The following is a 22,491-nucleotide window of genomic DNA, read 5'->3' as shown; positions in this document are numbered from 1 at the left end:
CGACTGCACCGCAGCGCAGCAAGGGCCAGGAGGGCATGCCGAGGAGGATCCCGCATGACCGAGTCGCGGCAGGACCTCACGGCGGTGGGCGGCGTCTACACCGTCCCCGCCTCCTACGCCCAGGAGCGGGTCTGGTTCACCGCCCAGCTCAGCCCCGGGCAGCCGCTGTTCACGATGACCGATGCGGTCACCCTGCCACCCGGCGCGGGGCCGGAGCAGGCGCTCGCCGCGCTGCGGGCCGTCACCGAACGACACGAGGCCATGCGCACCACCCTGCGCCTGACCGACGGCGAACTCCACCAGGACATCCACCCCACCGTGCCGATCGAGCTGCCGGTGACCGACCTGTCCGGGCTGACCGAGCCGGACCGGGAACGCGCCCGCGCGGAGATCGTCGCCGAGTACGCCCGCCTAGACCTGCCGATGGACAGCGCACCGCTGTGGCGGGCGCGGCTGCTGCGGCTCGGCGCGGACACCTGGTGGCTGCTGTTCGCCGGGCACCACGTCATCCTTGACGGCACCTCACTGCTCAACCTGCGCGCCGAGCTGACCGAGCTGTGCGCCGCCGCCGTCGCGGGTCGGGCGCCGGACCTGCCCGACCTGCCCATCCAGTACGCCGACTACTCCGCCTGGGAACGCGATCGCCTCGACGGCCCTCGGTGGGGTCAGCTGCGCGACTACTGGCGGGAGACGCTGACCGGCCTGCCTGCCGTGCACGCGCTGACCACCGACCATCCGCGCCCGCTGACTCGCACGTTCAGCGGCAGCGACGTACGCCGCACCCTGCCCGACAGCGTGGCGCAGGCGCTACCCGAGCTGTCCCAGCAGGCCGCCGCGACCCCGTTCATGGTGCAGCTGGCGGCCTACGTCGCGCTGCTGCACCGGCTGTCCGGCAGCGACGACATCGTGGTCGGCATGCCGGTGGTGGGCCGCGACCGTACCGAGTTGGAGCCGCTGCTGGGCATGTTCATGAACATGCTGACGCTGCGGGTCGACGTCTCCGGTGATCCGCCGTTCCTGACCCTGCTCCGCCGGGTGCGCCGAGTCGTGCTCGACGCGTGGGACCACCAGGACATGCCGTTCCAGAAGCTCGTCGAGGACCTGGCGGTGCGGCGCGACCCCGGCGTGCCGCCGCTGTACCAGGTCACGTTCCACCACCTGCCGACCGGCCGCGGTGAGGCGTTCGGCGGCGCCATGGACGACCTGTCGCTGGAGATCGCCGGCGACGAGCTGCGGCTGGAGTACAACACCGCACTGTTCGCCACCTCCACCATGGAGGCGTTCGCGGACCGCTACCTGCTGCTGCTCGCGGCCGCTGCCGCGGCGCCGCGGACCAGGGTGGGCGCGCTGCCGATCATGTCGGACGCCGAGCGCGCCCAGGTCGTGACCGGCTGGAACGCCACCGACGCCCCGGTGCGCCAGACCACCCTGGCGGAGCTGTTCGACAGCCAGGCCCGGCGTACGCCGGACGCGGTCGCGCTGGTCGACGGCGGCACCCGGCTGACCTACGCCGAGTTGTCCGCCGCCACCGAGCAGGTGGCACGGCGGCTGATCGCGCACGGCGTGGGGCCCGAGTCGATTGTCGCCATCCACGAGCCCCGCTCCAGCCGCCTGGTCGTCGGGCTGCTCGGCATTCACCGGGCCGGTGCGGCGTACCTGCCGTTGGACCCGGACTATCCGGCGCAGCGGCTGGCCTACATGCTCGCGGATGCCGGCGCCGAGGTGCTGCTGGCCGACGAAATGCCGGAGGGGCTGGCGGTACCGGGCGTGGTGCTGCCGCTGACCGGCCCGGAGCAGCCCGAGACCGCCGCGGGCACCGCCGCCGCGCCGGGCAACGCGGCGTACCTGATCTACACGTCAGGGTCCACCGGGCGACCGAAGGGCGTGATCAACGAGCACGCCGGCATCGTCAACCGGCTCGACTGGATGCAGGACACCTTCGGGCTCGGACCGGACGACGCCGTGCTGCACAAGACGCCGATCGGTTTCGACGTGTCGGTGTGGGAGGTGTTCTGGCCGCTCATCGTGGGCGCCCGGCTGGTGCTGGCCCAGCCGGGTGGACACCGCGACCCGACGTACCTGCGGGATCTGATCGAGCGGGAGCGGGTCACCACCGTCCACTTCGTCCCGTCGATGCTGGACGCCTTCCTGGCCACGGCCGGTCCCGCCGACCTCGCCCGGTGCGGGTCGCTGCGGCGGATCGTGTGCAGCGGCGAGGAGCTGCCGCTCGAACTCGCCCGCCGGACCGTGGCCGCCCTGCCGGCCGCCGCGCTGCACAACCTCTACGGGCCCACCGAGGCCGCGATCGACGTCACCGCCTGGGCGGTGACGCCCAGCGCGCTGGCCGGGGCCACGCGGGTGCCGATCGGCGGGCCCATCCGCAACGTCCGCACCTATGTGCTCGACCCGGCGTTGCAGCCGGTACCGGTCGGCATCGCCGGGCAACTCCACCTCGGCGGGGTGCAGGTGGCCCGGGGCTACCTGCACCGCCCCGAACTCACCGCCCGCACGTTCGTCCCCGACCCGTTCGACGACACCGGCGGGCGGCTCTACGCCACGGGTGACCTGGCCCGCTGGCGGACCGACGGCACGCTGGAGTTCCTCGGCCGCGTCGACGACCAGGTGAAACTGCGTGGCCTGCGGATCGAACTGGGGGAGATCGCCGCCGTGCTGCGCGAGCAGCCGGGCATCGGCGCCGCCGCCGTCGCCGTACGCGGTGCCACGCCCGCCGAACAACGCCTGGTGGCGTACGTGACGCTGGCAGCGGGGACCGAGGCCCTGGACCAGGCGGCGCTGCGGGAGGCGCTGAAGCGGCGCCTGCCGGAATACATGGTGCCGTCGGCGTTCGTGCCGCTGGACGCGCTGCCCCTGTCTCCCAACGGAAAGCTGGACACCGCCGCGCTGCCCGCGCCCGTGCACGACGGCAGCCCCGCCGCCGGGCGCCGGCCACCGGTCACCCCGGTCGAGCAGGCCATCGCCGCCGCCTGGCAGGACGTGCTGGGGGTCAGGGACGTCGGGCTCGACGACGACTTCTTCGAACTGGGCGGGCATTCGCTGCTGGCGATCCGGATGCTGGCCACGCTGCGCGGCGCGTACGGGCACATCGACGTCGGCGTGATGGACGTGTTCCAGCACTCCACCGTGCACGGGTTGGCCGCGCTGATCGACGGCCCTGCGGACCAGGAACGCCGGCGGCCACTGCTCTACGAACTGACCAAGCCGGTCCCGGCGGAGCAGCGGGTGCGGTCCTACGTGTGCGTACCCTATGGTGGCGGACTCGCCAGCATCTACCAGCCGCTCGCGGACGAGCTGCCGCCCGGACACACGCTGTTCTCAGTGGCGGTCCCGGGACACGACGTCGGGGTCAACGACACGGAGCTGCCCTTCGATGAGCTGGTCGACCGGTGCGTGGCCGAGATCCAGGACCGGGTGGACGGCCCGCTGGTCCTGTACGGCCACTGCGTCGGCGGCGCCCTGCTGACCGGTATCGCCCGGCGGCTGCACGAGCAGGGCCGCCCGATCGAAGCGATCTACGCGGGCGGCGTGTTCCCGACGGCCCGGCCGGACAACATGCTCGGCCGCCTGGTCGACTGGGTCGACTCCCGTGGCGCGGACCGGCGTTACGAGACGTTCCTCCGCTCGATCGGCGCCGAACTGGCCGACCTGGACCAGGCGCAGGTCGACCGGTTCGTCCACCACGTGCGGCGGGAGGCCGCCGAGGCGCAGGAGAAGTTCACCGAGTGGCTGGAGGCCGCGCCGGTCCAGGTGGCCGCGCCGGTGATCTCCGTCGTGGGAACCCACGACATGCTCACCGAGTACTACGAGGAGCGCTACCGCGAGTGGAGCTTCCTCGGCGAATCCACCGCGCTGGTGGTCCTCGACCAGGCCGGACACTACTTCATCAAGCAGCGGGCCAAGGCGCTCGCCGAGGTGGTCACCCAGACCCATCTCCGGCTCGCCGAGCCCCCCGCCGCGCAGGCCACAGCGGACCGGCTCGCCGGCGACGCCTGGGAACTAGCCGCCACCAGCGCCGACCCCGTCACCGCCGGCGCCGGCGTGCAGCCCGGCGTAGGCCGGTTCCTCGCGCTCACCGCCAGCCAGCTGATCTCGGCCACCGGCTCGGCGCTGACCCAGTGGGCCGTACCCGTCTGGGTCTACCTGACCACCGGGTCGATGCTGTGGTTCGGCCTGTCCGGGGTGATCGCCTACCTCCCGGCACTGCTGACGCTGCCCGTCGCGGGTGCCGTCGCGGACCGCTTCGACCGGCGCAAGGTGCTGCTCGCCGCGTGCGCGGCCGCGGTGACGGCGGCGGCGCTGCTGGCCACGCTGCTGTGGACCGATCAGCTGGGGCTGGCCGCCGTCTACACCCTGGTCTGTGTGCTCGGCGCGGCGTCGGTGTTCCAACGCATCACCTACCTGGCGGCGATCCCGCAGGTCATGCCGAAGCGCTACCTGGGGCATGCCAACGGCATCGCCCAGCTGGCCGTGGGGCTCAGCTCCCTGGCGGTGCCGCTGCTGGCGGCGGGCCTGCTCGCGGCGATCGACCTGACCGGCATCCTGCTGATCGACATCGTGAGCTACGCGGTCGCGATGAGCGTCCTCGCGGTGGTGAGGTTTCCCAAGCTGCTCGGCCGCCGCCGCAAGGAGCCCTTCCTGGCCGAACTGATCGGCGGGGCGCGGATGACGTGGGCAGAGCCGGGGTTCCGGGCCATGCTGGGCTTCTTCTCGCTCTACAACCTCTGCCTGGCCAGCCTGATGTTGGTGCCGCCGATGGTGCTCGCGTTCGGCACGATGGGCCAGGTCGGCACGGTCGCGTTCGCCGAGGCGCTGGGCGCTGTCCTGGGCGGACTCGTGATCGCGGCCTGGGGCGGCCCGACCAGGCGCCGGATGCCCGCCCTGATCGCGATCGCGTTCGGGGTCGCGATCAGCCTGGTGCTCAGCGGCGTACGCCCGAACCTTGTGCTGGTCGCGCTCGGCAGCTTCGGCGTGGGACTGGGCCTGGGCCTGCACAACGGCATCTACCTGTCGATCATCCAGGTGAAGGTGCCGCAGCGCTTCCACGGCCGGGTGCTGGCGATCATCCAGACGCTGACCTGGGCGACGTTGCCGCTGGGCTTCGCCGTACTGGTGCCGCTGAGCGGGTCGGTGCTGGAGCCGATGTTCGCCCCGGGCGGCGCCCTGGCCGACAGCGTCGGTGCCCTGATCGGGACCGGCCCTGGCCGAGGGCTCGGGTTCGCGTTCGTCGTGTCCGGGCTGGCCCTGGCCGTGGTGTCGCTGGTCGCCTACGGCCAGCGCCGGTTGCGCCTGTTCGACACCGAGACCCCCGACGCTCCGGCGGACGCGACCGAGTGGCTACCGCACCTTCGCCGCCGCCGGGTCGACGATCTGTAGCCGCAGTTCCGAGGCGTACGCCTGGCCGGCCGCGTCGGTCAGCCAGGCGTCGCCCGGGCCGGGCAGCAACTCGGTGATGGTCAGCCCGACCCCGTCACCGCCCTTGGAGTGCGCGCCGCGCAGCAGGGTGCACAGCAACCGGGTGTAGACGCCGCTGGTCAGGTCGACGAAGCTGGGTTTGAGCTCGGTGTCGACCCGGACGAAGATCCGCTCGGGCAGGCCGAGGGCCAGCCTCCAGCGCCGCACCGCGAGGTAGCGCTCCCGCTCGCCCTTCACCTTGTGCAGCCCGGTGTCGCCGACCGTGGTGCGCCAGGTCTCGCGGACCAGCACGAGGTCGTCGACGGTGATACGCGGGGTGTGCCCGACGTTGCCGGCCAGCTTCCACGTGTCGAACACCTGGTAGTCGAAGAGCTGCGCGAACACCTCCAGCAGCGGCCACTGCCGTCCGTCGTCCGCGTGCACCCGCAGGCTGCCGTCGGCTTCGGGTCGTACGGTGAGGCCGGTGATCGGCACGACGCGGTCCGGGTCGGCGCCGGGGGCGCTGACGAAGCCGAGCTGCACGTCGGCGGGCCCGTGCAGCCATTCCGCGATGCGGGCCGTGTGCCGGGGCCAGTCCACCGGGGCCAACAGCCGCACCCGGCCCTCGGGCAGGTCGGCCCGCATTCCGTCCCGCAACCGCTGCGGTTCCGGGTGCCCGTACGCGAAAAAGTGCGTGTCGAACGCGGCCAGGGCCACGTGCAGTTCGCCGAGCACGACGGTGAAGTCTCCCCGCAACAGGGCCGCCTCGTCCGGGGCACACAGATGCAGGTCGGGGCTGTGAATCCGGGCGGCGGCCCAGCCGGGCGCGGTGGCTGCGAACGCCGCGGCGACCCGCTCGGTCAGCTCGGCGGCGCCGAACCGCAGCTCCCGGACGTCGGCATCGGCATCGGCCAGGCCGAGCACCTTCGCCCACCGAGCCAGGAAATCGGCGGTGACGGCGGCGCTGGGCGGGTTTGCCCCGAACACGACCGCCTGAGCCAGGAACCACAGGTCGGGCAGTGGAACGTCCGCATTGGCCGACTCGGCCGACAGATCGCGGTAGAGGGCGGCCAACGCTTCGGCGTACGCGTCGCCGATCGCTGCCGTCAGCCACCGGGCCGACAGCAGCAGCGGCTCCAGCGGAGCAAGCCGTTCCAGCAGCGTGTCACCGAAGCTGATGTCCAGGTCGCGCACGGTTTCCAGGTGGCACAGAGTGCGCCCGGCGTACACCTCGCCGGGGCGTTGCTGCGCGGCCTGACCGGTCAGCTCGACGAACCTGCGTTCCAGTGCGGACATGGCTGCGGCCAGGGCGTCCGGGCCGTCGGCGACGGCCACCGCGTCGCGCAGCGCGCTGATGGTGGCCAGCTCACCGAGCACCCGGTCGCGGACCAGGTCGTCGCCGATCGCGGCGAGCTGTTCGCGCAGCACGTCCTCGGCGGTGAGGTCGATCGGCAGGTCGAACCCGATCCGCAGCACGCCGCGCTCGGCGAGTTCGTCGAGCTGCGCGTACACGTCGGCGGCGCGGCGGAACCCGCTTCCCGGGTCCGCGACCAGCGCGGCGGCGAGGTCCGCGACGCACGATCGCCGCTGCGCCAGAGTGAGCAGCGCGGCCGTTCCCGCCGGCAGCGCCTGCGGCGCGCGGTGCGGATGCCGCAGCACCCCGTCCCGCAGCGTCAAATGGGGCGCCAGCCGCACCGGCAGCCAGTCCCGCACGCCGTCCGCGCGGGCGAAGGCCTCGCCGAGCGCGTCCAGCGCCCACCGCTCCAGAAAGACCCGGCGGGTACGCGTCAAAGCCGCACCCGGGCGCACCGTCGCGACGGGACCGGGGCCGCCCAGCTCCGTCCAGCAAATGGGACCGAAGAAACCGACGGTGTCGTTCTTGAGGCAGTAACGCTGCCAGTATTTCGCGATGACCTCCTCGCGGTGCCGTCGGCGCAGATTGCGCGGGGCGTGCGGGCCGTCGCGCCGGATCGCGTCGACCGCGAGCAGGACGGCCGGATTCTGCCAGACCAACGCAGTGCGGAACGTATCGTCGCAGGCGATGTCGTAGACGGCCCGGCCGAGATCCGTTGCGGCGGCGTCGAACGCGGCCTCGAAGGCGGCCGCGTCGGAGGTGCCGGTGAGATAGCTGTCGGCGGCCGCCGCGAGCGCGGGCGCGGCGAACCGCTGCATCCCGGCCACGGGGAATCCGGCCGACCGTAGCAGCGCTGAACGCCACACGTGCCATGGGGTTCCGGCGAGGGGCGTGAGATGCTCCTGGGGCATCCGGCAATGGTATGCATCCATGGACCTGCGGTGGGACGGGCAATGATGAGCTTCGGGCTGGTGTCGTTTGGCGAGGCGCTCGGCGATCCGGTACCGGTGGCGGACGTGGTGGGGCAGTACACCGACGACGTGAACCGGGTCCTCGGGTACGGCTACCGCCAGGTGCACCGCAGCGCGCCGGAGATTGGCCTGACCGACCTCGCCGAGCAGGCCGCCCGCCAGGCCCTCGACGCCGCCACGCTCCCCGCCGCGCAGGTGGACCTGCTGGTGCTGGCCACCACCGACCTCACCGAGTACCTCTACTGGGACGCCGCCGCCGACCTGGCGCACCGGCTCGGCGCGGTCAACGCCGAAGCGGTGCTGCTCACCCAGGCGTGCACGACGGGGGTGCTCAGCTTCGACACCGTCGCGGGCAAGTTCGCCACCCACCCGCGGTACGCCAACGCCCTGATGGTGGCCGCGAACCGGACCTGTGAGGCGTACTGGAACCGGATGGACACCCAGCCGATGGTCTTCTCCGACGGCGCGGTCGCCACGGTGGCCCGACGCGGGCATTCCCGGCTGCGCTGGCTCACCACGGAGGCCGCCACCGACGGCCGCTACGCCGCGTTCCACCGGCTCGACGTGGGCGGCGCGGCGGCGCCCTTCGGCCCTGGTGCCGAGCCGCCCGCCGTACGCGACGTGTGGAACGTAATGGAGTTCTTCGACTACGACGCCGAGCAGTTCGAGCAGTTCGCCCGGGATCTCGACGAGCGGGCCGTGCGGGTCACCGAGCGGGCCTGCGAGCGGGCGGACGTCAAGGTCGCCGACCTGGCGCGCCTGATCCTGGTCAGCGACAACGAGCGGTCCATGGCGTCCCTGGCGCAGGCGCACGGGGTGCCGCTGGCGCGTACCAACCGGGAACTGGCGGCCGAGCACGGGCATCTCGGTGCGGCGGACCAGCTGTTCGGGCTGAGCCGCCTGCTCGCCGCCGGTGAACTCCGCGAGGGCGACCGGGTCGCGCTGATTTCGCTGGGCCGGGGCATGCACTGGGCCTGTACCATCGTCGAGGTGTAAGCATCGATCGCCCGATCGGTTTGACAGCGCACCACCGCTGCCGCCTGATGTCCGTTGTGGAAAGGGACACTGGATGTCCAGTCGCCTGGTGCGGGTCGTCGCCGACGTGCTGGCGTTGCCGGTCGAGCAGGTCGACGCGCAGACCGGTCCCGCGACCACAGCGGCCTGGGTGAGCCTGCGCCACCTCCAAATCGTCGCGGCGGTCGAGGACGCGTACGGGATCGCCATCACGCCACGGGAGATCCGGGCCGTTCGGTCGGTGGCGGACCTGCGCGAACTGCTCGCGCAGCGGGGCGTGAAGGAATGACATCCGCCGCGCCATCTCCGCTCAGCGACGCCGACCTCCGCACCGGGCTGTTCATCCGCCGCTTCGAGGAGGAACTGCTCCGCCTGTACGCCGACGGCCACCTCAGCGGCACCACGCACACCTGCCTCGGCCAGGAATACATCCCGGTCGCGCTGGCCCCGCTGCTGACCGGGGACTTCGTGTTCAGCAACCACCGGGGGCACGGGCACTACCTGGCCCACTGCGCTGACCCGGACGGCCTGCTGGCGGAACTGCTCGGCCGGGAGGGCGGGGTGTGCCATGGGCTCGGTGGCAGCCAGCACCTACGCCGGGAACGGTTCCTGTCCACCGGCGTGCAGGGGGAGAGCCTGCCCGCCGCGGTCGGCGTGGGGCTGCACCTCAACCGCACCGGGCAGGACGGGATCGTGGTGACCTACATCGGTGACGGCACCTGGGGCGAAGGCGCGGTCTACGAGGCGCTCAACATGGCGCAGCTGTGGCGGGTGCCGCTGCTGGTCGTGGTCGAGCACAACCGGATCGCCCAGTCCACCCCGACCACCGGGCAGCTGGCCGGGACCATCGGCGGCCGGGCCGCCGGGTTCGGGATCACCTTCAGCGAGTCGGATTCGCTGGACCTCAACGAGGTGCGTGCCGCCGCCGCGCCGCACATCGAGCGGGTCCGCGCCACCCGGCAGCCGCATGTGCTGGTGCAGCACACGGTCCGGCTCGGCCCGCACAGCAAGGGCGACGACTCCCGCCCGGCCGACGAGATTCGCCGGCTGCGCCACCTCGACTGGCTGGAGCGGTACGCGGCCGCGTACCCGCCGCAGTTTTCGGCCGCTGACGCGCAAGCCCGGCAGCGGGTCGCGGAGATCTCGGCCGCGGCGCTGGCCCGGCCCCTGGCGGGCGGAGGCGTGGTGTGACGCGCGCCGAACGAATGAGCCAGAACCTCAACCGCGCCCTGCACGAGCTGTTCGCCGCCGACGAGCGGGCCTGGCTGCTGGGCGAGGATGTCGTCGACCCCTACGGCGGCGCCTTCAAGGTCACCCAAGGCCTGTCGACGGCCTACCCGGACCGGGTGCTGTCCACACCGCTGAGCGAGAACGGCATCACCGGTGTGGCGGGTGGCCTGGCGCTCTGTGGTGACACGGTCATCGTCGAGATCATGTTCGGCGACTTCGTCGGCCTCGCCTTCGACCAGATCATCAACTTCCTCACCAAATCCGTCGCCATGTACGGCGAGTACACCCCGATGCGGGTCGTGATCCGCTGCCCCGTCGGCGGCGGGCGGGGCTACGGCCCGACGCACAGCCAGAGCGTGCAGAAGCACTTCATCGGCATCCCGCACCTCGCGCTCTTCGAGCTGTCGCCACTGCACGACGCGGCCGACGTGCTCGCCGCCGCGCTGCGCCGCGGCGAACCGTCCATGCTGTTCGAGGACAAGATCCTCTACACCCAGCCGAGGTACGTGGACAACCGCGTCGACGACCGCCTCGCCTTCGAACTGCTGGGCGCGGACCGCAACTGGGCCCGCGTCTACGACCCGGCTGCCGCCGCCGCGCCGACACTGGTCATCGCACCCGGCGGGGTCGCCAACCGGGCGATCGCCGCCGCCCGGAAGGCCGCGGAGCAGGGGCGCAATGTCGAGGTGCTGGTCCCAGCCCGGCTCTACCCCTTCGATGTCGACGGTGTGCTCGGCCTGCTCGACGGTGCGGACGGCGTGATCGTCGCCGAGGAGAGCACGGCTGGCGGCACCTGGGGGAGCGAGGTCGCCACCAGGCTCTACGCCGCCGCGTGGCCGCTGCTGCGTCGGCCGATCGAGCTTGTCAGCTCGGCCGCCAGCATCATTCCGTCGGCACCGCACCTGGAACGGGCGGTCCTGCTCAGCGCGGACACGATCCTGGAACGGATCATGCACCGCTCCACTGGCGAGCCTGCCGCGTCGGGAGCGGCGAGTCGCGATCGGGCCGCGCCGTCATGGGAAACGCCCGGCACGGTTGTGGCGCAGGTGGCGCCGGCCGTAGTGCTCGCCGGCGAGGCGGCCACGGAGCCGTTACGCGCTGGCGCGGCTCCGGCTCCCCGCAGCGGTTCGCCGCTGACCAGGTTGCGCCAGGCGCGGGCGGCGGAGCAGGGCGTCGCGGTGAGCGTACCCAAGCTCAACAACAACGACGACAGCTATGTGCTGCTGGAGTGGCTGGTCCCGGCCGGTGCCACCGTCGAGATCGGACAGGCGATCGCGGCGGTCGAGACCTCCAAGGCGATCGAGGAGCTGGCAGCGACGCACGCGGGCGTGCTGCGCCAGGACCTCGCCGCCGGGGCCGACTGCGTCCCGGGCTCGACCATCGGCTACATCCGGTCCGCCGGTGCCGTCCCTGCTGCGGCGCCCCCGGTCGCTGAGCCGTCCGTGGTGACGCAGCCGGCGCTGCCGGGGCGGCCGCTGCCACCGCCGCAACGCCGCATCGCCGAGGTGGTGGCGACCTCACACCGGGAGATCCCGGTCGCCTTCACCGCCGTGCGGGTCGACGTGACCGCCGCCCTCGCGTACGCGCGCCGGGCCGCCGACGAGACCGGCGCCGATGTCAGCCTGACCGAGATCGTCATCGCCGCCGTGGCCAGGTTGCACGAGCAGTTCCCTGCCCTCTACGCCCAGCTCACCGGGGACGGCCGGGTCATCGACGCGGCACAGCCGTCGGTCGGGCTCACCGTGGACGTCGGCACCGGGCTGTTCCTGCCGGTGATCCGCGACGCGGCGAAGCTGGACCTGGGCGACCTCGCCGACGCCGTGGTCGAGCTGCGGATGAAGGCGCTGCGCAACCGGCTACGCGAGGACGACATGGCCGGGATGAACTTCCTGGTCGCGCTCAACAACACCCCCGGCGTGATCTACGCCCAGCCGATCATCCCGCCCGGCGTCACCTGTGCCCTGTCGGTGCCCGACGTGCACCGCGAGGTCGTGCTGGACGTCGGAGGTGAGGTGCGCGAGCGGATGATGGCGGACCTCGGGCTGGCCTACGACCACCGGCTGGTCAACGGGGCGCAGGCCGGGGCGTACCTGGCCGCGCTCAGTGCCGCCCTGCACCTGTAACCGTGGAGCCTCACATGGGTCTGCCCGCGCCCTCGACAGCGAGGGCGCCTGCGCAACGTGCGCCTCAGTGACTGCTTCCCGCCGGGGCGGCGACAGGGCCTGCTGATGTTCCGACGTCCACGCCGCCGTGGCGAACGTGCCGTTCAACGGCGGCCCGTCATTCGTCGCACGTTGGAGAGGTGACGTTGGCGCTGCCGCCACGCCAGGTTGGTCGGGCGTTCCGGTGACGTTCCTACGGTCCGGGTCATGACACCTCGCCCTGCCCACCTCCCACGCGGGAACCCGAGCCGCACGATCGCCGCGCTCGCCGTCCTGACGCTGTCGACCGGCGTGCTCGCCGTGCTGCCCCCGTCGCCGCCGGCCGCCGCCGAACCCGGCTCGGTGGCCGTCGCGGAGGACTTTTCCGACGGCCGGCTGCCCACCGGCTGGCGGGCCGTCGACGGCACCTGGAAGGTGGAAAACGGCCGGCTGTACGGCACGTCCGCCAACTCCAGCCAGAACAACAAGATCACCTTCGGGCGGCACCTGAACGACTTCCGGTTCGAGGCGACCGTCCGGTTCGAGTCCGTCGCGTCCGCCACCCGCTGGACGGCGCTGGGCCTCGACGTGCCCGCCGACGGCGCCAACCCGTGGTGGATCGCCACGATGCGCAGCGGCACCACCGCGAGCAACGGGCTCGAGTTCGCCCAGCGCACCACCGCCGACACCTGGAATGTCACCAACACCGGCGCCGGACCGTACGCCGCCGGCACCGGCCGGGACGTGCGGGTCGCCGTGGAGGTGCACGGCAGCCAGGCGCGCTGGTTCGTCGACGGGCGGGAGGCGCTGAGGACCAGCAGCCTGCAACGCTCCGCCGACGGCGGGCAGGCCCTGCTGGTCAACGGCGCCACCGTCTCCTTCGACGACGTGCGAATCACCGAGCTGGCCCCCAACGGCTACCTCCGCCCGGACGGCAGCCCGCTCACCGTGATCGCCCACCGCGGCGCCTCGTCGGCCGCCCCGGAGAACACCCTGGTCGCCCAGGAGACCGCGCGGCGGGCCAACGCCGACTGGATCGAGAACGACGTGCAGCCGTCCCGCGACGGCGTGCCGTTCGTGCTGCACGACGCCACGGTGGACCGGACCACCGACGGCGCCGGCCGGATCCGCGACCTCACCGCCGCCCAGCTCAAGGCGCTCGACGCCGGCTCCTGGTTCGCGCCGTCGTACGCGGGGGAGAAGCTGCCCACGCTCGCCGAGCAGCTCGCCGACCTGCGCGTCCGGGGCGGCAACCTGCTGCTCGAAATCAAGGGGGCGCACACCCGCGACGAGGTCGCCCGGATCGTCGAGGTGATCCGCGCGGAGCGGATGACCGGCCGGGTGTTCATCCAGAGCTTCGAGACCGACGCGCTGCGCCACACCCGCGAGCTGGCCCCGGAGCTGCCCCTCGGGCTGCTGCGCGGCAGCCTCGACGCCGATCCGGTGGCGGTCGCCCGCGAGCTGGGCCTGACCGCGTACAACCCGAGCGGGACGGCGCTGCTGACCCGACCGGGCGTGGTGCGCGAGCTGCACGACGCGGGCGTGGCCGTCCTGGTGTGGACCATCGACTCGGCGAACCAGTGGCAGGCACTGGAGCAGGCCGACGTCGACGGAATCATCACCAACCGCCCGGCCGAGCTGGCCGGCTGGAACGCCGCGTACTCGCAGCGTCCGCCCGCCACGCCGACCGTCGCGATCGGCGCGCCGACCGACGGCGCCACCCTGGACCGGGCGCAGGCACCGACCGTCACCGTCACCACCACGCACGCCGAGACGGTCACGGTCACCCTCGACGGCGAGCGGGTCGAGCCCGGCGTGGCGCTGGACCTGACCACCCTGCCCGCCGGCCGGCACACGCTGCGCGCCGAGGCCGTCGGACCGGCCGGCCGGGCGACGGCGACCAGCACCTTCACCGTCGCGGCCACCCCGGCCGGGCTCGGGTACGTGATCCTGACCTCCGACGTCGAGGACGGCACCCGCACCGCGCTGAGCACGCTGCTCGTCCAGGGCCGCTACGCCGAGCTGGCCCGCTACGCCGACCAGCAGGCCGGCAAGCGGCTCCCGGTGGAGCTGGCGCGTGTCGTCGCGGCCGACGCGCGGGCCCTCGCCGCAGACTGACCGTACGACGACGACGGCGGGCGGGGATATTCCCCGCCCGCCGCCGTGACCGGGCATGGGCCTGACCTGAACGACAGCCACAGCATCGCCTGACGACTCACGCTGCGGTGCGGAGGGCTTCGTCAACGCCTGCCGTCGATCGATCCCGTCCCGCTATCCGGGCACCACCCAGACGGCCGTGTCCGGCGGCAGCCAGCCCTCGTCCAACGGGCCGCTGCCGAGCACGACCGTCCCGGCGACCGGAGACTCGATCGGGCGGCCCGACAGATTGACCACACAGGCGAACGCTCGATGCGTCCCCCGGGTGAAGGCGAGGACCCCAGCGGGTGCGGGCAGCCACGCGAACGGGCCGTCGCCGAGCGCCGGCTGCCCGCGCCGGTAGGCCAACGCGCGACGGTACAGCTCCAGCATGGAGTCGGGGTCGCGGGTCTGCGCCTCGACGGTACGGTCACGCCACCCGCGCGGCTGCGGCAACCACGGCTCGCGCGCCGCATCGGCCGGACTGAAGCCGAACGGCGGCTCCTGGCCCGACCACGGGAGGGGTACCCGGCACCCGTCCCGGCCGAGGTTCTCGCCGTCGGTGCGGAAGAACATCGGGTCCTGCCGCAGCGCGGCGGGAATGTCCTCCACCTCCTCGAGGCCGAGTTCCTCACCCTGGTAGAGGTAAACCGAGCCGGGCAGCGCCAGATTGAGCAGCAGGGCAGCGCGGGCCCGACGCTGACCGAGCGCCCGATCGGTGGGCGCGCCGAGCTGGCGGTATTGAAGGGTGAACGACGTGTCGGCGCGGCCGTAGCGAGTCACGTGCCGAGGCACGTCGTGATTGGACAGCACCCAGGTGGCCGGGGCGTTGACCGGGGCGTGCAGCGCAAGGGTCTCGTCGATGACCTGGCGCAGCGCGGTCGCGTCCCATGGGCAGCCGAGGAAGGCGAAGTTGAACGCGGTGTGCAGTTCGTCCGGGCTCAGGTACGCGGCGAGCCGTTCGGCGTCCGGCAGCCAGAGTTCACCGATCAGCGCGCGCGGCTCCGGGTAGCTGTCGGCGATCGCACGCCACGCCCGGTACACGTCGTGCACCTCGTCGCGGTCGGTGTACGGGTGCGGGACCGGAAGGTCGTCCGGGTCGAAGTCGGCGAGCTCGCCGTCCTTCATCAGCAGCGCGGCCGAGTCGATCCGGATGCCGTCCACCCCGCGGTCGAGCCAGAACCGCAGCACGTCCTCGAACTCCTCGCGGACCTTCGGATGCTCCCAGTTGAGGTCGGGCTGCTCGGGCGCGAACAGGTGCAGATACCACTCGCCGGGGCCGCCGTCCGGGTTGACTGTCCGGGTCCAAGCCGGGCCTCCGAAGATGGACTGCCAGTCGTTGGGCGGCAGTTCCCCGTCCGCGCCCCGCCCCTCGCGGAACCAGAACAGGTCGCGCGCGGCCGAACCCGGCCCGCTGTGCAACGCCTCCACGAACCACGGATGCGCGTTCGAGCAGTGGTTCGGCACCACGTCGACGACGATCCGGATACCGAGCGCATGCGCCTCGCGGATCAGGTCCTCGGCGTCGGTCAGGGTGCCGAAGACCGGGTCGATGGCCCGGTAGTCGGCGACGTCGTAGCCGGCGTCCGCCTGCGGCGAGGCGTACCAGGGGTTGAACCAGATCGCGTCGACGTCGAGGCCGGCCAGGTAGCCCAGGTGCGCGCGGACACCCTCCAGATTCTTGGGCCACTTATCTGAATGCCGGCTGTGAATGGTTGACCTTGATTGCCCATGACGCGAGGTGGACTCACGCCACGGGCCATCGTCGCTACCGCTTCTCAGGACCCTTGCCGTACCGCTCGCAGTCCCGGTTGTCGCATGACTCGTCCGGCAGGAAGTTCTCCACCCCGAGACGGTGGTCGGCAACCCAGTTGACGTGGTTGGGCTGGCCGCACTCAGTGCAGTACTTTGTCCGGCCGAGACCGACTTTCACGTACACGCCATCTTTCCCGGCGGCGTTGGTTGGAATCTTTACCTGGGCGAAGTTGCGGCCACCCTGGAACCAAATCGACCATCCTGAATCAGACAGGGACCACTCTGCGACTCGCAGGGTGGCAACGTCTGGAAAATCGACCACCATGGCCTGATCAACTCGGTCCTGCAGAGCTTTTCGCGCAATCACAACTGCTTCAGCTTGGGTCAGGGGCTTGGGTTCGCCGTCACGGTGAAGTAGGCGTGAGATGGCGACCTTGAACGCGTCGTAGGCCGAGTTGCCCAGCATGCCGGCACCAACGGCACCGCTGATCCACACCGTTGCCGTGGCGAACATCTCGACGGTGACTACGTCGCCAACACCCGACGCGAGCGGGCCGCGATTTTCTGATCTTGGTATGAGGTCGTCCCAGGCATCCCGGTCGGTCCACCCTGGCGGGGGCGGAAGATAAGGATCATCGTTGGGGACGTCGGGCAGCGAGGAAGGGTCGCTACTCATGCCCCAATGCTAGTGGGGGCAAGTACGTCGGTCCGAGGCCAGATGTGGGCGGCGCCCTCCACCGCGCCGGGCATCCCGCACGGGCAGCCCTCGCCCCGGCTGCGGCAGCCGACGGCGCACACCACGGTCCAGGCGTCGATCGGTCCGGCGGTCTGCACCTCCAGGCGGCGCACCCCGCACTCCGGCGCGCCCGGCACCGGCTCCCGCGCCGGGGCGAGGTCGATGGCCTCGCGGATCCACCGGTCCTCATCGGCCAGGTGGCGGGCGACGACGGCGGCGGTGCCGGGCTGGAGTGCCGGGATGGCGGCGAGGACGCTCGGGATCGGGTCGACGAGGCTGTCGACGTGGAGCGTGTCGGCGAGCCATCCGAGCTTGCGGGTGGCGCGGTCGGCCATCTCGCCCATCGGTTACGGCGAGGCGGCCGGCGGCCGGCGGTCGGTGGCGACCACGACCATGCCGGGGGTGGGGTCGCCGTGGCCGCCGAGGGCGTGGCGTCGGCCCCACGCCGGGGAGTGGAGGAGGGCGGGGGCCTCCATCTGCTCGGCGGCGATCTGGGCGACCTCCTCCTCGGCGAGCTGAGCGAGGCGGCGCCGGGCCGCCTGGAGGGACCAGGCGGCGGCGGTGGCGTGCAGGTGGTGCGGAGAGGTCACGGACGACCCTTTCGGCTGAGCAGGTAGGCGACGAGCAGGTACTGGCGGAGGAACACGGCGATGAGGGCCTGGGCGACGGCCATCTCGGGGTCCCAGGTGATGTCGAGGGCGGCGGCGCCGGCGGCCAGGAGGGCGCGGATCACGACGCCTCCTCGATGAGCGCGAGCTGCCCGGCGGCAGCGATCCGGGCGCGCCGGGTCGCCGCGGCCGTCTCGCGGTGGTGGTCGCGGTCGTAGTGCAGGTGGCAGCCCTGGCACATCGGCCGGAGGTTGGCGGGGTCGCAGTTCTCCGGGGTGTGGTCGAGGTGGGCGGTGGTGAGCACCACCCGGGATCCGGTGCCGTACGCCGGCTCCCCGTGCCGGCTGCCGCGACCCTCGGCGCCATACACCTCGGCCAGGCGAGCCTGGATCTCGACCGGGCCGACGTCGGTCAGCACGGTCTTGGCCCGCACCCCGAAGCCCCTATGTTCGTCAAGTAGTCGGCACGATTGCCTACCGGGACGTGGAGGCGGTCAAGCACCTCGTGTTGGCCATGCGACTCCATCGCGCCAGCCACCACAGCTTGGACCTGTGGTGGACGGGGGCGACGGTGCTGACCGTGTCGGCCTGAGCATGGGCGGCTGATGGCGGGGCGGGCGCCTGATCACCAGGCGCAGGGCGCGTAGTCCTTCAGGAAACAGCCGTACAGGTCTTCGCCCTGTTCGCCGCGGACGATCGGGTCGTAGACCCGGGCCGCACCGTCGACCAAGTCCAGCGGGGCGTGGAAGCCGGCGTCCGCCAGCCGCATCTTCGTCGGGTGAGGCCGTTCGTCGGTGATCCAGCCGGTGTCGACGCTGGTCATGAGGATGCCGTCGGACAGCATCTCCTGGGCGCTGGTCCGGGTCAGCATGTTCAGCGCAGCCTTGGCCATGTTGGTGTGCGGGTGCCCCGGCCCCTTGTAGCCGCGGGTGAACTGGCCCTCCATCGCCGACACGTTCACTACGTACTTGCGGCGGGCGGTCGCTGCGGCCATCGCCGGTCGCAGCCGGCTGACCAGAACGAACGGTGCGGTCACGTTGCACAGCTGCACTTCGAGCAACTCGATCGGGTCCACCTCGTGCACCCGCTGCACCCAGCTGTTGACCGGGTCGAGGTCCGGCACCAGACCGCCGGCGTCGATGGCGGTGGCGGCCGCGATCCGTTCCGGCGAGGCGGAACCGCTGGTCAGCGCCAGCGCGGTCAGCGCGTGCGGGGGAATCACGGCCGACTGCGGCGGGGCGGCCAAGCTGCCCGCCGGGTCGCCCCAGCCGGCCGGTTTGGCGAACGTGATCATCTCTGGCAGTGGGCCGTCCGGCAGGGCCGCCGCCTCCGCGGCGACGAGTTGGGCGTACGCCCCGGGCGTGCGGCGGACGGTCTGTGCCGCGTTGTTGATCAGGATGTCGAGTGGTCCCTGGCCGCTGACCGAATCAGCGAGGGCGATCACCTGGGCGGGGTCGCGCAGGTCGATCCCGACGATTCGCAGGCGGTGCAGCCAGTCCCCGCTGTCGGGCATCGCGGCGAATCGGCGGACCGCGTCGTGGGGAAACCGCGTGGTCACCGTGGTGTGCGCGCCGTCGCGCAGCAGCCGCAGCGCGATGTACATGCCGATCTTCGCCCGGCCGCCGGTGAGCAGCGCGCGCCGGCCGGTCAGGTCGGTGCGGGCGTTCCGGCGCTCCCGGTTGAGTGCAGCGCAGGGCGGGCAGAGCTGATGGTAGAAGGCGTCCACCTCGCGGTAGCGCTGCTTGCAGACGTAGCAGCCGCGCGGATTGTGCAGGATGCCGGCCGTGGCACCGACGGTGGGCGAGGTGAGCGGGATGCCCTGGGTCTCGTCGTCGATCCGGCCCGGGGCGCCGGTGGCGGTGGCCGCCGTCACCGCGCGGTCGGCCGCCGCGATTGCATTCCGCCTTTCCTCGCGTCGCCGCTGCTTGATCACCTTGTAGAGTTTCGCGGTTGCCCGTTGCACCCGCACCACGTCGGGGTGGTCGGGAGGCAGGTCCTCCAACGCCTCGAAGACGCTGAGGCAGGTCTCCAGGCGGTCGCGGTCAATGCCGTACTGACCGGTTTCCGTAATGTTGTCCGCCGTCATGCCGTCGCTGTCTCATCCCGTTCCCTGCGCCGGGTCTACCCGGCCCCACCCCAAGTCCGACCCGGAACTGTACGCACCGCACGGCCTCCGACGCATCCCGCGTCTGCTCATCAGCCCAAAGCCCGTCGAGGCCAGCCCTCGCTCCGAGGTCCACCGAACAATGCATCTTTAGCCACGGCGAGTTCGGGGGCGGCCATGGGCAGGCCGGTCGCGCCGCCACCGGAGTCGATTCCCGTATGACGGCACGACGGCCTGCTCATGTGCCGGCCGTCACTCCGGCAGCCTGGTCAAGCTGCTCGCCATGTACGCGACGCACACTCTGAAGGTTCTTCGCCGGCGAGATCATCTCGGAGAGTTCCCTGGGCGCCTGCCTCTCGGCTCCCTCCGCCGGGTCCGACCAGAAGATCACGACGCCTCACCAACATCCTTTACCGGCACCTCATCAAAGATCAACTCAACCTGCCATTGGCGCGGGTTGATACACAGCGGCGCTCTGGAGCCTATCCGCGCCACGGTGACCGGCAGGACGCATGCCATGCGTGAGCCACACCAGGACGCGGTGGGCAGCCGATGAGAGAGCGACCCCACCGGTCACCTTGACCAGCCTGGCCGGGCTGCGGCAGTGGCGGCCCATTACGACGATGTCGACCTCGTCAAGGAACTCATCAAACGGCAGTTGATGTTCGGTATCGAGCGTTGGGCCCGCCACGGGAACTGTCCGGTCGTAGCCGCCCTGGTCATCGGCGATGTAGCCGTCAAGACTCATGGGCCAATCGCAGGCTGATTTGCTCCGATATGTGCTCATGCCTGCGAGTGTGGTGACGAGCAGCGATGGATCTCCGGACCGCTCGGCGATGCGGCTGTCCGTGCTTCGTCGCGACGAGGCAGCCGGTCAGGCTCAGGCAGAGAACGAACCATTGCCGCCAAGTCGCCATGCACGAGGGGAAGGCCGCCCAGCTCGCTGATCCCGACCCATGCGATGTCGTCATGCTCGTCAGGTGCACGGTTGGTCGGAGAGCCAACCCAGTCTCCAATTTGCCAGACGCCCACGTGAACGGCGTCCTCACCACTGCCGGCATGCAAGTCGCCCAACCGTGAAGAGGACTCCGCCACAATGTGAACACCGAGCTCCTCGTGCATCTCACGCGCGAGGGCTTGTAGTTCCGACTCACCCGCTTCGACATGCCCCCCGGGCAGATCCCAGAGATCTGGGTATGCCCGGCGGGTCGGGCTGCGGTGCACTAGCAGGACCGCGCCGTTTTCGACGAGTGCGCCTGTGACGACGACATGCATGACGGGATTAGAGCACAGGGATAGGACAAGCTCGCTCCAGCCAAAGGGGACGTGCAGGCGTCCAGATCTGCCGCTGATCACGCGCCCGGTCAGCGTCCGCTCGTGCCGATGAGCGTGTGCGGTCGCGCTGTGTGGCCGGACTCTGTGGATGGCCATGTGTGCTGTACCGGTCAGATGGGGCTGCGTGCCTCGATTCACCGGGTGGTGCTCCATCAGCGTAGTTCGAGTTGGACGCCGTCCTCGGTGAGGTAGCGGACCAGGTCGTCGAAGGTGACGGCGGGCAGCCAGCTCTTTCGGTCGTAGCCGGAGACCAGGTGGGTGCGCGCGACCTCGGAGTTGTGCCAGATCATGCGGAAGCCGGGGGTCGCGCCGCCGTCGCCGGTGGCGGCATTCTCGTGCAGCCAGAACAGATCGCCGCCGAACCAGCCGCCAGGGCCGTTGACCGCTTCCCCGATCGCACAGAAAAAGGCGTCAAAGTCAGTGACGTAGCGTCCGTCCAGGTGATACACCGTGCCTGCGGGCTTGTCCGGAGCATGGCTCCGGTGGACTGCAGCTGCACGTACCCAGAGGTAGCGGTCACTGCGATTGAGCTTCGCCCAAAGGTTGGGCTCGGTCGGGCCGCCAGCGCGCCACATGTCCCAGAGTGGGCGGTCATTGGTCGCCATCGGCTCCGGGATCCGCGCATCCAACATGACATCGACAAGGTCGTCACCGAGGGTGGACGGGCGCGTGGCGACGACGCTTCCGAACACGCGTTGTCCCCAGCCCATCGTGTGAGCCGTGCCGTCGACGCGCACGTGGGCCAGCTCGGCCTCGAACGACCCACTGAGCCGGCGACGACAGCCCAGCAAGGTCAACGGCGGACCCGGCGGCCAGCTGTCCGGCTGCTCGTGGAACAGGCCAGCGATGTCACGGCACCCGCCGGCCGGCGTTTCCTCGCTGGATCCGTTCGCCGTCGACCAGGCGAACAGCCGGTAACCGACGACAGCGGGCGCGATGGTGCCGCCACGATTGTTGTCGTCGTCGCGGCGATGGCCTTCGAGGTCGATGTCGAGCAGGCCGGACCCGTCAGCGGCGGGCCGGTGGCCGACGACCCGGACGTCGAGCAGTTCCTCGGCGTTCTCGTAGCACTCCCGGCACTGGTCCTCGCACCCTTCGCTCGCTGGCCGGCCGGGGACGTGTGCGCCCTCGACGACGAAGTTGCCGAACCAGGTCGGCCCCGTGCCGTCGATCGCGGCGAGAAGCGGTCCGGACGGCGCGCAGCTCAACAGGGTGTAGCGCTCGTACAGTGGCTCGTGCGGGAACACGCGGTCGACGAAGAGCCCGTCGATGTCCGTGCAGTCGGTGATGGTGGCGCCGGTTTCCTCGTCGAGCAGGCGCCAGCGCAAGGGGATTGACACATGGTGACCTTAACCGGCGGGCGCGCTCTGCGACCGGCATGCATACCGGCGGTGATCGACGGCGGATCGGCGAGATATCAGCCTCTGCCGCGTCCAGTGTGTGCCGCGATGTGCCGGCCAGTGCCGCTGCAGCCTTCGACCGAGAGGAATTGTCAAGACCTGTGGATTGAGCGTGGGCGGCTAGCTGCATCTGCCCGCCGGCGGCCAATTGAAACTGCCCGGACATGGCCATCTCGTCACGCAGCGTGCGGATGCTGAGTAGCTCGACACCCCGCCCGACCCGTCATCTACCGGCACCTCGGGGATGCAGCTTGCGCCCGTTCTGTCCGCACGTTTGGGACGGTCCGAACCCTCGCATC

Annotated in this window: 17 protein-coding genes; 6 read left to right on the top strand and 11 right to left on the bottom strand. The window is 71.4% G+C overall.

The features are described from left to right. The first annotated feature begins 54 nt into the window (after window positions 1-54). A complete protein-coding gene (locus ABZ793_RS23655) occupies window positions 55-5,391 on the top strand; it encodes an amino acid adenylation domain-containing protein (RefSeq protein ID WP_357460882.1) in 5,337 nt (1,778 codons plus the stop codon). On the opposite strand, the gene ABZ793_RS23650 is transcribed toward ABZ793_RS23655, so the two are convergent. Beyond that, on the bottom strand, window positions 5,353-7,674 hold the full coding sequence (locus ABZ793_RS23650) for a lantibiotic dehydratase (protein ID WP_357460880.1): 2,322 nt from the start codon (window positions 7,672-7,674) through the stop codon (window positions 5,353-5,355). The genes ABZ793_RS23655 and ABZ793_RS23650 overlap by 39 nt on opposite strands. Before the next feature lie 30 nt (window positions 7,675-7,704). On the opposite strand from ABZ793_RS23650, the gene ABZ793_RS23645 reads away from it, so the two are divergent. The 5 genes from ABZ793_RS23645 to ABZ793_RS23625 all read left to right on the top strand — a co-directional run bounded on the left by ABZ793_RS23645 (window position 7,705) and on the right by ABZ793_RS23625 (window position 14,237). Then, a complete protein-coding gene (locus ABZ793_RS23645) occupies window positions 7,705-8,730 on the top strand; it encodes a 3-oxoacyl-[acyl-carrier-protein] synthase III C-terminal domain-containing protein (RefSeq protein WP_357460878.1) in 1,026 nt (341 codons plus the stop codon). 73 nt (window positions 8,731-8,803) lie between these two features. Further along, window positions 8,804-9,037 carry an acyl carrier protein gene (locus ABZ793_RS23640; protein ID WP_357460875.1) on the top strand — a complete coding sequence of 78 codons (234 nt, stop codon included), beginning with the start codon at window positions 8,804-8,806 and terminating at the stop codon, window positions 9,035-9,037. Continuing rightward, window positions 9,034-9,939, top strand: coding sequence for a thiamine pyrophosphate-dependent dehydrogenase E1 component subunit alpha (locus ABZ793_RS23635; protein ID WP_357460873.1), 906 nt, complete (start codon window positions 9,034-9,036; stop codon window positions 9,937-9,939). Before ABZ793_RS23640 ends, ABZ793_RS23635 begins: the two co-directional genes overlap by 4 nt. After that, complete coding sequence (locus ABZ793_RS23630; protein WP_357460871.1) at window positions 9,936-12,101, top strand: 2-oxo acid dehydrogenase subunit E2; 2,166 nt, start codon at window positions 9,936-9,938, stop codon at window positions 12,099-12,101. The genes ABZ793_RS23635 and ABZ793_RS23630 overlap by 4 nt, the downstream gene beginning before the upstream one ends. A gap of 246 nt (window positions 12,102-12,347) precedes the next feature. Then, window positions 12,348-14,237: a glycerophosphodiester phosphodiesterase family protein gene (locus tag ABZ793_RS23625; RefSeq protein ID WP_357460869.1), complete on the top strand. Its 1,890-nt coding sequence runs from the start codon at window positions 12,348-12,350 to the stop codon at window positions 14,235-14,237. A gap of 153 nt (window positions 14,238-14,390) precedes the next feature. Here the strand turns inward: ABZ793_RS23625 and ABZ793_RS23620 are convergent, their stop codons facing one another. The 10 genes from ABZ793_RS23620 to ABZ793_RS23575 form a co-directional block, all read right to left on the bottom strand. Beyond that, window positions 14,391-15,968, bottom strand: a complete 1,578-nt coding sequence (locus ABZ793_RS23620; RefSeq protein ID WP_357460944.1) for an alpha-amylase family glycosyl hydrolase — start codon at window positions 15,966-15,968, stop codon at window positions 14,391-14,393. Between the two features lie 55 nt (window positions 15,969-16,023). Beyond that, a complete protein-coding gene (locus ABZ793_RS23615; protein ID WP_357460866.1) occupies window positions 16,024-16,686 on the bottom strand; it encodes a hypothetical protein in 663 nt (220 codons plus the stop codon). Then, on the bottom strand, window positions 16,683-17,081 hold the full coding sequence (locus tag ABZ793_RS23610) for a hypothetical protein (protein ID WP_357460864.1): 399 nt from the start codon (window positions 17,079-17,081) through the stop codon (window positions 16,683-16,685). The genes ABZ793_RS23615 and ABZ793_RS23610 overlap by 4 nt, the downstream gene beginning before the upstream one ends. A gap of 12 nt (window positions 17,082-17,093) precedes the next feature. Next, entirely contained in the window at window positions 17,094-17,336 is a 243-nt protein-coding gene (locus tag ABZ793_RS23605) for a hypothetical protein (RefSeq protein ID WP_357460861.1), read from the bottom strand. Beyond that, window positions 17,333-17,479: a hypothetical protein gene (locus tag ABZ793_RS23600; protein WP_357460858.1), complete on the bottom strand. Its 147-nt coding sequence runs from the start codon at window positions 17,477-17,479 to the stop codon at window positions 17,333-17,335. Before ABZ793_RS23600 ends, ABZ793_RS23605 begins: the two co-directional genes overlap by 4 nt. Continuing rightward, the gene (locus ABZ793_RS23595; protein ID WP_357460855.1) at window positions 17,476-17,787 is read right to left on the bottom strand and encodes a hypothetical protein; all 312 of its coding nucleotides are present in this window, start codon (window positions 17,785-17,787) and stop codon (window positions 17,476-17,478) included. The genes ABZ793_RS23600 and ABZ793_RS23595 overlap by 4 nt, the downstream gene beginning before the upstream one ends. Window positions 17,788-17,978: 191 nt before the next feature. Further along, the gene (locus ABZ793_RS23590; RefSeq protein ID WP_357460852.1) at window positions 17,979-19,439 is read right to left on the bottom strand and encodes an SDR family NAD(P)-dependent oxidoreductase; all 1,461 of its coding nucleotides are present in this window, start codon (window positions 19,437-19,439) and stop codon (window positions 17,979-17,981) included. A 454-nt stretch (window positions 19,440-19,893) separates the two neighbouring features. Next, window positions 19,894-20,205 (bottom strand): hypothetical protein, encoded by a 312-nt coding sequence (locus ABZ793_RS23585; RefSeq protein WP_357460850.1) that lies wholly within the window; start codon window positions 20,203-20,205, stop codon window positions 19,894-19,896. A 35-nt stretch (window positions 20,206-20,240) separates the two neighbouring features. Then, window positions 20,241-20,732 (bottom strand): NUDIX domain-containing protein, encoded by a 492-nt coding sequence (locus tag ABZ793_RS23580; RefSeq protein ID WP_357460848.1) that lies wholly within the window; start codon window positions 20,730-20,732, stop codon window positions 20,241-20,243. A gap of 212 nt (window positions 20,733-20,944) precedes the next feature. Further along, a complete protein-coding gene (locus ABZ793_RS23575; RefSeq protein WP_357460846.1) occupies window positions 20,945-22,132 on the bottom strand; it encodes a hypothetical protein in 1,188 nt (395 codons plus the stop codon). Window positions 22,133-22,491 lie beyond the last annotated feature (359 nt).

The sequence above is a fragment of the Micromonospora sp. NPDC047465 genome (assembly GCF_040643125.1).
Taxonomy (GTDB): Bacteria; Actinomycetota; Actinomycetes; order Mycobacteriales; family Micromonosporaceae; genus Micromonospora.
The sequence above is the reverse complement of the archived record's forward strand: the minus strand, read 5'-3'. Positions and strand labels throughout refer to the sequence as shown.